At 52.5% G+C, this 8,437-nt stretch carries 11 protein-coding genes and 1 pseudogene; 4 read left to right on the top strand and 8 right to left on the bottom strand.

Annotation, left to right across the window (positions count from 1 at the left end):
• Together ACH2EH_RS22360 and ACH2EH_RS22355 are read right to left on the bottom strand one after the other, a co-directional pair.
• Positions 1-478, bottom strand: a pseudogene (locus tag ACH2EH_RS22360) (hypothetical protein); the annotation flags it as partial.
• 82 nt (positions 479-560) lie between these two features.
• Positions 561-1,505 (bottom strand): NmrA/HSCARG family protein, encoded by a 945-nt coding sequence (locus tag ACH2EH_RS22355; RefSeq protein WP_395145222.1) that lies wholly within the window; start codon positions 1,503-1,505, stop codon positions 561-563.
• A gap of 176 nt (positions 1,506-1,681) precedes the next feature.
• Here ACH2EH_RS22355 and dacB point away from each other — a divergent pair, with 176 nt between their 5' ends.
• Positions 1,682-3,052: a D-alanyl-D-alanine carboxypeptidase/D-alanyl-D-alanine-endopeptidase gene (dacB, locus tag ACH2EH_RS22350; protein ID WP_395145221.1), complete on the top strand. Its 1,371-nt coding sequence runs from the start codon at positions 1,682-1,684 to the stop codon at positions 3,050-3,052.
• Here the strand turns inward: dacB and ACH2EH_RS22345 are convergent.
• The 3 genes from ACH2EH_RS22345 to ACH2EH_RS22335 all read right to left on the bottom strand — a co-directional run bounded on the left by ACH2EH_RS22345 (position 3,049) and on the right by ACH2EH_RS22335 (position 5,021).
• The gene (locus tag ACH2EH_RS22345; RefSeq protein WP_395145219.1) at positions 3,049-3,702 is read right to left on the bottom strand and encodes a hypothetical protein; all 654 of its coding nucleotides are present in this window, start codon (positions 3,700-3,702) and stop codon (positions 3,049-3,051) included. The genes dacB and ACH2EH_RS22345 overlap by 4 nt on opposite strands.
• A 112-nt stretch (positions 3,703-3,814) precedes the next feature.
• Positions 3,815-4,573: a hypothetical protein gene (locus ACH2EH_RS22340; RefSeq protein ID WP_395145217.1), complete on the bottom strand. Its 759-nt coding sequence runs from the start codon at positions 4,571-4,573 to the stop codon at positions 3,815-3,817.
• A gap of 151 nt (positions 4,574-4,724) precedes the next feature.
• Positions 4,725-5,021 (bottom strand): hypothetical protein, encoded by a 297-nt coding sequence (locus tag ACH2EH_RS22335; protein WP_395145215.1) that lies wholly within the window; start codon positions 5,019-5,021, stop codon positions 4,725-4,727.
• 58 nt (positions 5,022-5,079) lie between these two features.
• Here ACH2EH_RS22335 and ACH2EH_RS22330 point away from each other — a divergent pair, with 58 nt between their 5' ends.
• The gene (locus ACH2EH_RS22330; RefSeq protein ID WP_395145214.1) at positions 5,080-5,205 is read left to right on the top strand and encodes a hypothetical protein; all 126 of its coding nucleotides are present in this window, start codon (positions 5,080-5,082) and stop codon (positions 5,203-5,205) included.
• Between the two features lie 81 nt (positions 5,206-5,286).
• Here ACH2EH_RS22330 and ACH2EH_RS22325 read toward each other — a convergent pair whose 3' ends face one another.
• Positions 5,287-6,276 (bottom strand): hypothetical protein, encoded by a 990-nt coding sequence (locus tag ACH2EH_RS22325; RefSeq protein ID WP_395145213.1) that lies wholly within the window; start codon positions 6,274-6,276, stop codon positions 5,287-5,289.
• A 19-nt stretch (positions 6,277-6,295) separates the two neighbouring features.
• Between ACH2EH_RS22325 and ACH2EH_RS22320 the strand changes: the two genes are divergently transcribed.
• Positions 6,296-7,363, top strand: coding sequence for an exo-alpha-sialidase (locus ACH2EH_RS22320; RefSeq protein ID WP_395145211.1), 1,068 nt, complete (start codon positions 6,296-6,298; stop codon positions 7,361-7,363).
• Here the strand turns inward: ACH2EH_RS22320 and ACH2EH_RS22315 are convergent.
• On the bottom strand, positions 7,356-7,487 hold the full coding sequence (locus ACH2EH_RS22315) for a hypothetical protein (protein WP_395145210.1): 132 nt from the start codon (positions 7,485-7,487) through the stop codon (positions 7,356-7,358). The two genes, ACH2EH_RS22320 and ACH2EH_RS22315, sit on opposite strands and share 8 nt — an antisense overlap.
• Positions 7,488-7,599: 112 nt before the next feature.
• Between ACH2EH_RS22315 and ACH2EH_RS22310 the strand changes: the two genes are divergently transcribed.
• A complete protein-coding gene (locus ACH2EH_RS22310; RefSeq protein ID WP_395145208.1) occupies positions 7,600-8,010 on the top strand; it encodes a Spy/CpxP family protein refolding chaperone in 411 nt (136 codons plus the stop codon).
• A 45-nt stretch (positions 8,011-8,055) separates the two neighbouring features.
• Here the strand turns inward: ACH2EH_RS22310 and ACH2EH_RS22305 are convergent.
• A partial coding sequence (locus tag ACH2EH_RS22305; RefSeq protein WP_395145206.1) for a DUF1501 domain-containing protein occupies positions 8,056-8,437 on the bottom strand: 382 nt, incomplete at its 5' end.

The raw sequence follows: 8,437 nt of genomic DNA, 5'->3' as shown, positions 1-8,437 counted from the left end.
CGCCCTCTGCCGCCCGCCGCGCCGCCGTGCCGTGGGCAGTAATCAGCTCCTGGAGTTCGGCAATGGTCGGCACTTTTCGGGGTGCGCTCTTGCCCCGTGGCCCGGTTGTGGGCGTACTCGGAATCGGGCCGAAGATGGACACGCCTGGCAGTGGGCCAAACCCCGGATGGCAGAGCTGGGCAAAGACCTTCATCCCATGCCGATGCCCCGCCGCCGTCAGAGCCGTATAGCGCGGGATAATTTCGTCAGAGATATTTTGCATCCACCCCGAGCCAGGCATCGGCGAGGTCGCACCGATCACGAATAATCCCACCCCACCTTTGGCCCGTTCCTCGATGTAGGCCTCAAACGCCACCGATGGTAGCCCGCCATCCACCCACCAGCCCGCAAAGTGTCCGCTGATCACCACGCGGTTTTTCATCGTGACGCCCCGGACGCTCCACGGGGAGAAGAGAAGGGGAAACTGTGTCTGGTTCATGGGGGCATTTTACCTGTTAGACGAAAAAACGCCGCAGAACCCCCGGATTCTGCGGCTCTGCGGCGTCTTGGGATTTATAGTGTCAGTTGCGCGGGATGCGCTCGCCATTTTTAGCAAGCCAAGCAGCGAAGTCCTGAAGCTCGGGGTTGAGCGCCTTGGAGGTTATGATGCTCCGTGCGGCGCAGAAGTCGTCGTTGAAGTCGTGCTTGAACTGGAACATATTGCCCAGATCGTCCGCGCCCGGGAAGCCAAAGCTGCGGTAGAGCGCGGCAGGGACGGCATTGTAGCTGACTTCCTCACCAAAGACACCGCTCAGACCCATCGCCATACCAGCGCCTGTGATATGCTCTCCCGAGATCCCGACAGTCTTGCCGATCCACTCTGTGCCGCCTTTGAACACTCCGTAGGCGCACTTACCAATGTCCTCCCCCGCGATTCCAGGGAGCTTCTTGTCGCCCATCGGGAGCGTGATGGCGAGTTTGCCGTCCGGCCCGCGCTGTGGCCCCATGCCAAAGTAGATAAAGTTGTCCCAGTAGAACGAGGTTAAGAGCAAGGTAGTGGGAACGTCGCTGAAGAACGCATCGGCCTCACCCTTAGCATCGAAGTGCGGGACTTTGTACTTGCCCTGAAGCGTCGGCATGCGGTCATCGTCGAGCGGAACCCACTGGCGTGTATCCTCTAACGTGGACCAGATCACGTGCGCCACACCAGCCGACTTCGCCGCAGTTGCCAGGTTCTTCGCCTGCGCCAGCTCGGTCTCCGTCGAAAAATGCTCCCAGAAGTTGGTGACACAAAAAGCCCCGTGTGCTCCTGAGAACGCCGCTTCCAGGCTTGCGAGATCGTCGAGGTTGGCCGCCACCACCTCCGCCCCAAGCGCCGCCAGCGCCAGCGCCTTCTCCGAGTTCACATCGCGCGTGATCGCCCGCACTGCAAACGTCCCGGCGGGATCGCTCAGAATCGCTCGCACTAGGCCACCGCCCTGTGCGCCCGTCGCGCCAATAACCGCAATGATCGGTTTCGTACTCATCAATTCCATTCCTTTTCAATAATACTTCCAGTTGGAAGCGTCTATCCACTGTCACTAGAATACAGCGACGTTGCTGCAAGAGTTCCCCGAAATCTCCACAGAAAAATCTCCGATATCGCGTCTTCGATGTCGCGGAGCGAGCCCGCGTCGTTCCTGACGCTGGGGTAAAATAGGGTATGTTTGTCCCGCTCCTTTGTCTCGTCGCTCTCACGTCGCTCCAAGCCCCCGCGTCGATCACGGCTCGTCTGGAAAAGACACTTGCTGTTCCTACGCTGAGGCCCGGGACGGTCGGGATGCGTGTTGTCTCCTTGGACACAGGCAAGCTGCTCTTTGAGCGCAACCCGGAGAAATCGCTGATGCCTGCGTCGAACATGAAGATCGTCACGTGCTCCGCAGCTCTTGCCCTGCTGGGGCCGAGCTTTACCTACACCACGAGCGTTTATTCTCTGGGCGACGATCTGATTCTGAAGGGCAGCGGCGATCCCTCATTGGATTTTGCGCGGCTGAAAAAACTCGCGGAGGCCGTGAAAGCGGCGGGTGTCACCGAGCTCAAAGGCAAGCTACTCTACGATGCCTCCGTGTTCGACGCCGAAGCTCTGGGCGAGGGCTGGCAGTGGGACGACGAGGAGTTTTACTACTCCGCGCAGGTATCGGGGCTGAGCTGCGATGAAAACGTCGCGCTGGTACTCGTGAAGCCGGGAGCCGTTGGGCAGCCGCCTCTTGTGGAAGCGATCCCGTATCTCACGATAGAGAACAAAGCTGTCACCACCGACGGTAAAGAGCAGGCACTGAAGATCAGCCGCAAGCGTGGCCAGAACGTCATGGTGATTTCTGGCAAGCTCGGCGACAAGTCCGATGCCAAGCGCACCACGATCACGATGGAAGACCCGGCGCGCTTTGCCGCATTTCGCTTTGCGGAGGCACTTCGCGCAGTGGGGGTGAGCGTCCCCGAGCACGTGGTTCTCGAACCCGATATTGCCTCGCCGCAGTCCGCGCCTTTTGTGATCTCCGTCTCCAAGCCGCTCTCGCAGCTCGCGGCGGATTTTATGAAGCCCTCGGACAATCTCTTTGGCGAGTGTTTCTTAAAGACGCTGGGCGCCGTCAAGGGCAAGAAAGGCACCACTGCTGAGGGGGCAAAAGTGGTGCGCGAGTGGCTTAAGTCCCGAAATATTCCCACGGTTGGTTTCTATCAGGCCGATGGCTCCGGGCTCTCGCGCATGAACTTGGTGACGGCGCAGTTGCTGCTGGGGATCTTGCGGGATCGGGCAGGCGATGCGGACTTGCGTGCGGCGATGCCCGTTGGTGGTGTGGACGGCACGCTTAAGAATCGCTTCAAAAATACCCCCGCGCAAAACAACGTCCGCGCCAAGACCGGGACTCTCACCGGGGCATCGTCGCTCTCGGGTTATGTCACCAGTAAGGCGGGCGAGCGCCTCGTCTTCTCTATCCTCATGAATCACTACGACCGAGAGGGTGGAGCCAGCACTGCCCGCGCCCTACAAGATGCGCTCGTGCTGACGCTGGTGGACATGCCCCGCAAACGCTAGAGTATTAAAGACTTCGGCCAGAATGTTTCACCTTTTTGTCCTGTTAGTCGAAGACTCGTGGGAACATAGGGATAGGGATATTTCTTTCCGTTATCAAGACTACCCTCCGAAGAAGAAATAGTTACAAAACTCTCTTGGATTATCTTTAAGGTAAGCTCGGCATACTGAGGACGCCAAAACTCGATTTGCGAAAGAATTGCACTTTGCAGGCTTCGAGATGTTTTTAAAAATGGAACTTTATTATTAGTTAATTCAAGTAGCTCTTGATTAGAAGTCTGCAAGGTGATTCTGAGGCTTTGAAATGCTCGGTAACTAACAGGAAAGAATTCAGGAATCGCAATCGAAATAGGAATTCTATACTGGAGCCAAGTAAATGCACGAGCCATTTCCAAGTGGGTATCAATTGTAGCACCTTTATTGCGTTGAATTTTCCTTTTCCAGTTCTCTATTACTTCATCTGATACATCGGCGAGCCGATCTTGTGCCCAAGTTTTAGGCCAGAAGTAAAAAACACCATCTTGAAATTTACCTTCATATTGCCAGTTACGACAGAATTCATTCAGTAATTCGTAGACTGTCCCTTTAGTTTTTGTCAAAGTATCAATAGTGATTGGTGTCCCTAATTGAGTATATTTATAATATACTTCCACGATAAATTTGATGTCTGATATTTTTGCTAATTTTGAAAGTATAAAACCTATGTTGTTTTTTTCATTATTTGTTAAATTTTTAGTAAATTGTGAAATATCATAAATGATTTTATCATTTTTCGGTATTGTAAAAGTACCTTATTGTAAAAGTACCTTCATTTAAATGATCATAACGAACTAAAGTGTCTAGAACAGGACGCGCATTAGTAAGGGAATCAGAATCAGGATCTAGATCTATATCTAGAAAATATAAAGTGTATTGGTGAGTCTTCCAAGGATAATCACCACCTTGATCATTAATAATAAATAAAACGCGAGGATTAGATTTTGAAATATTCTTCTTAATTTTATATTGTTCTATATTTAGTGTTAGTTCACGTGAAATTAATGGGGTGACATTTTTCATAAGGAGATTATTGAAATCAGAATCGTTCATGACTAAGAGTATCTGTGAATATTTTGATTCATTCATGAAGTATCCAGGAGCCAACTCTCCTCTATATTTACGTTTTGTTTCAGGGCTTGCAATTAGAAGATTCTTCCAATCTTTAAGCATTTTTAACGCAATAAACTTCGTTTTTTCTAACTCATTGGCTTCGGCCGCTATTGCTTTTTTAGTTTTGATTAGTTTCGCGATTTTCTGATTTTCTAATATAGATTCATTAGCCCAAACATACCCGTCAACTTCTTTTAGTTTGTTAAGGAGGTTGGTTATTACTTTTTGTAAATTTGATTTGTCAATAACATTTGTTTGAATCCTAATATTTCCTGTTTTCCTGTCTATGTTGTAGATATATTGATTTGAATTGGGTAGATATTCTCTCAATGATTTTGGTCGATTTAAATCTCTCAAATATAAGTCAGATTGCATGATATTGATTCGGTTATAGCTATGTATCCGGATTTCGTTCCGATTTTGTTTGTCATTTTTAATGCGAGTTATCTATGACAAGGGGGATTATTCTTCAATACGTCTTATTTTTTCCTCTGTAATAGATAACTCACAATATATAATTTAATGATTAAGGTGCTGTGGTATAGTGTCCATCGCTACTAGGGCTGTAACTAGTCCCTTCTTTTTGCATTCCGCCATTATTCCGTGTCCAGTGAAATATATAACGATAATAAAAACCGCCACTCCCACCAAGCCCAGACATTTCAGTAGGGAGATGAATGGTTTTTGATTCTGCTGGATTACCCGTTTCTGCCCAGACCTGTTTACTGATAGGGTCATCGTTTAATAGAGCAACAGACGTTTGAGCGTTCAGATTAACTGTCCATGCTGCTGGATCGGCACCTGAACATCCTAAAACGTTCATTTGGTCTTTGTTTTTGTTAGACGCAGGGTGTGGGGAAACGTATGGTAAGTGTGCAACGGTGAAGGAAGGACTTCCCAAAAAACGCCTTGCCGATGAATTAGTGGTTAGTGGAACAGTGACAAAAGTTGCCAAGACAACCATAGCTGAAACGATCATCGAATTACTCCTCAACGAAAAATTGTGATCGAGACTCGGTTTTACAGTCGAGACTGAATCTGTTACAACGAAGTATAAAAGATAAAATCCATCATGTCAAGGTTCTAAGCTATGAAGATAACTGGATTTTATCAGCAAACGCTAGAAATGCCGTCCAATCCTCAGGGGTCAGGGCGTGCTTTCCGGGGCGCATGAACTTCTGGACGAGCTTCTCCTCGCCGCCGAGCAGCTTCCAGGTGGGGAGTGCGGCGTCTAAAAGCGAGAACTGGCCGTCGTAGTTGGCCCAGGTATCTTCTTGTGCGTTGGAGAGTAGGATCGGTCGGGGCGCGACGCAGGCGAGGAGGCAGTGCTGGTCGAATGGCAAGTCGGCGGTACGCTCGTTGTATTTTTTGTAGGCGTCGTTGAACCAGTGGGGGAAGGCCGTGTTGATGCGCTGGACGGACTCACCGATCGTGCCACGGCTCGGGGCCGCGCCGCCGGTTCCAGACTGATGGGGGATCACTGCGGCGAAGCGCTCATCGCGTGCTCCCGCAAGCAGTGTTGCCTTCCCGAGGCGCGAGTGACCCAAGGCAATGAGCTTCTTACTGTCAAGCTCGGGGACGGTCAACGCCCAGTCCACCATTCGCGAGAACCCCCACGCCCAGAGCGAGACGGCGCGATACTTTGACTCGTACAGCGGACACTCTTTCCGATCCGCTGCCAGCTCCTCGTAGCAAACTGTCGCGATCGCAAACCCACGACGCGCCGCCTCCGAAAAGCTCCACGCCGTTGGGCCGCTGTGCAGCGACTCGTTGCCGGTGAAGTTCAGCGCCAGAAAGGTCGGAGCTGGCTTGGTTTGCTTGAGGGGCAGGGTGAGCTGGAGCGAGACCGGCCCTAAAATCCCAGTGTGCAGACGAATGGTGCGCTGGAGAAAGCCGTCGCCGGGTTTCTCACTCACGACGGTCACTTTGGGGGCTTCGGCGGGGGGCGCTTCGCCGTACATCAGCTCCGTGAATTGTTTCAGTAGCTCCGGGCGGCGCTTGGTGCGCCACTGCTCTGCCGTCGTGCCTTTTGCAAAAATCTCGGGCAACGGCCCCGCGATGCCTTTTAAATCGTCCATAATACGCTACAATTTCCGCATGACAACGACGTATTCCTCTGAGTTTATCTTCCCTCTTGGCAAGCTCCACAGCCATAGCAGCAGTATTGTGGAGTTTCCGCGCGGGCAGCTACTGGTTTGTTGGTACATCGGTTCCGGCGAGCGCAAGGCCGACGATGTGCGGATCATGGGCGCGACAAAGCCACTCAAAGGCGGCGCGTGGTCAAGGCCCTTTGTGCTTGCGGACACACCGGGCTTCCCGGATACCAACTGCGTACTCGCCGTCAATGGCGACGGAAAACTCTGGCTGTTTTATGGGATGCAGCTCGACAACAACTGGGAGAACACACTTCTAAAATACAAAGTGGGGCGCAAGATTGGACAGTGGGACGATATGGGGGTCGTCCCGCTCAAGCCCGATGATTCGGTGTTTCCTGCCGAAGTTCGCGCCAAGCTGCCGCAAGTGCTGGCAGCCTATCCCGAGCTGGAACAGTATCGGGCCGAACTTCTCGCTATGGCCGACAACAAGCTCAAGCGGCGCATGGGTTGGATGGGGCGCTGTAAGCCGTTGATTGAGGGCAAGCGGATGCTCCTACCTCTCTACTCCGACGGCTATAATTTCTCACTGGTTGCCATCACCGACGACGGCGGCGCGACGTGGACGTGCTCTAAGCCGATGATCGGGGCGGGCGCGGTGCAACCCGCCCTCATCCGGCGTAACGACGGCACTCTTATAGCATTTTGCCGCAACAATGGCCCCGCGCCGCACCGAATACTGGTGAGTGAGTCCAAAGACAATGGGATCACATGGAGTGTGGCGATGCCTAATACGCTCCTTAATCCAGGCTCTAGCGTGGACATTCTCAAGCTCAAAGACAGCCGCTGGCTTCTCTGTTGCAACGACACGGAAGAGGGACGGCACCAGCTTGCACTTTCGTATTCTGACGATGAAGGCAAGACATGGACAGGCACGATTCACCTGGACGACAGCGAGAAGGCGAGCAAGTCGTACCCCTCGCTTTTACAGGCGTCCGATGGCTCGATACACATCACCTATAGCTTTAGCGCAACCGGCGGCGAAGCGATTCGGCACGCCCGACTCAGCTAACCTTGATGAACCCGAAGTAAAACACCAGCCCAATCAGTCCAAGCACGACAATCAGTCCAAATATTGTTGGGCCGTTGTTGGTCTTCGGTTTAGATTTTAGGGAATGTTGTTGCCGTGTGGCCATGGTCGGCATTGTACCAAATTTGTCACCGTGCGGCATTTTGAACCTTGCCAAATGAAACTGCGTCTTTGAGGGCAGAACACACTCCGGTGCTTCGAAAGGATCTTTAGACACCATGAAACTCAACTCTTTTTCGCTGCTCTGCGCCGCTGCTTTCGCTCTGACGGCCACTTCTGCACTGGCGCAAGACAAGCCCGGTAAGCCTGGCCAAGATGGTAAGCCTGGGCAAGCGGGGCAGCGGCGTGGAGCAGCGATGAACCCGAAGGCTCTGACAAAAGCACTGGAACTCACACCCGACCAGGAGAAGAAGCTCGAACCCGCCTTCAAGAAGCTTACCGATGCCCGTAAAGCCCTCAAGGACGTCACGGACGCGAAGGAAAAGCGCGAGAAGATGGCAGCTTCCACCAAAGAGCTGATGAAATCCGTTGAGGAAGTGCTAACTCCGGAGCAGAAGGTGAAGTTTGAGGAACTGAAGAAGAAGATGGAAGCCGGAGCGAAGAAGAAGAAAAAAGACGGCGGCAACTAAGTCGCAGTGAAAATCCGGGGTGCCCGAAAAGCGCCCCGGATTTTTTCATGCCAAAATCTCGCGTAAGATGCGGCCTTCGTCGGTGGGACCGATGAGACGGTTGTTGAGTCCCTGATACGGGTAGTTGAATTTGTAGGGATCGAGGCCGAGCTGGTGGAGAATGGTGGCCTGAAGATCACGGACACTGACCTTGTTCTCCGTAATGTAGTAGCCAAGCTCATCCGTGGCACCGTAGCTCACGCCGGCTTTGATTCCTCCACCTGCCATCCACATCGTGTAGGCATGTGGGTGATGATCCCGCCCGACAAAGCCTTTTTTGAGATCCTTGTTCACGTTGTTTTGCATCATGGGGGTGCGACCAAACTCCCCGCCCCAGACAATTAGCGTGGAGTCGAGGAGGCCACGTTGCTTGAGGTCTTTGATCAGT

It is taken from the genome of Armatimonas sp. (assembly GCF_043760365.1).
GTDB lineage: Bacteria > Armatimonadota > Armatimonadia > Armatimonadales > Armatimonadaceae > Armatimonas.
This window is presented reverse-complemented; position numbering and strand designations above follow the sequence as displayed.

Bases quoted from the DNA above. Each gene is read 5' to 3' on its own strand.
- ACH2EH_RS22325 (WP_395145213.1), bottom strand. From the start codon at position 6,276: ATGGACGATTTAAAAGGCATCGCGGGGCCGTTGCCCGAGATTTTTGCA.
- ACH2EH_RS22355 (WP_395145222.1), bottom strand. From the start codon at position 1,505: ATGAGTACGAAACCGATCATTGCGGTTATTGGCGCGACGGGCGCACAG.
- ACH2EH_RS22335 (WP_395145215.1), bottom strand. From the start codon at position 5,021: ATGAACGTTTTAGGATGTTCAGGTGCCGATCCAGCAGCATGGACAGTT.
- ACH2EH_RS22315 (WP_395145210.1), bottom strand. From the start codon at position 7,487: ATGGCCACACGGCAACAACATTCCCTAAAATCTAAACCGAAGACCAAC.
- dacB (WP_395145221.1), top strand. From the start codon at position 1,682: ATGTTTGTCCCGCTCCTTTGTCTCGTCGCTCTCACGTCGCTCCAAGCC.
- ACH2EH_RS22320 (WP_395145211.1), top strand. From the start codon at position 6,296: ATGACAACGACGTATTCCTCTGAGTTTATCTTCCCTCTTGGCAAGCTC.
- ACH2EH_RS22310 (WP_395145208.1), top strand. From the start codon at position 7,600: ATGAAACTCAACTCTTTTTCGCTGCTCTGCGCCGCTGCTTTCGCTCTG.
- ACH2EH_RS22340 (WP_395145217.1), bottom strand. From the start codon at position 4,573: ATGCAATCTGACTTATATTTGAGAGATTTAAATCGACCAAAATCATTG.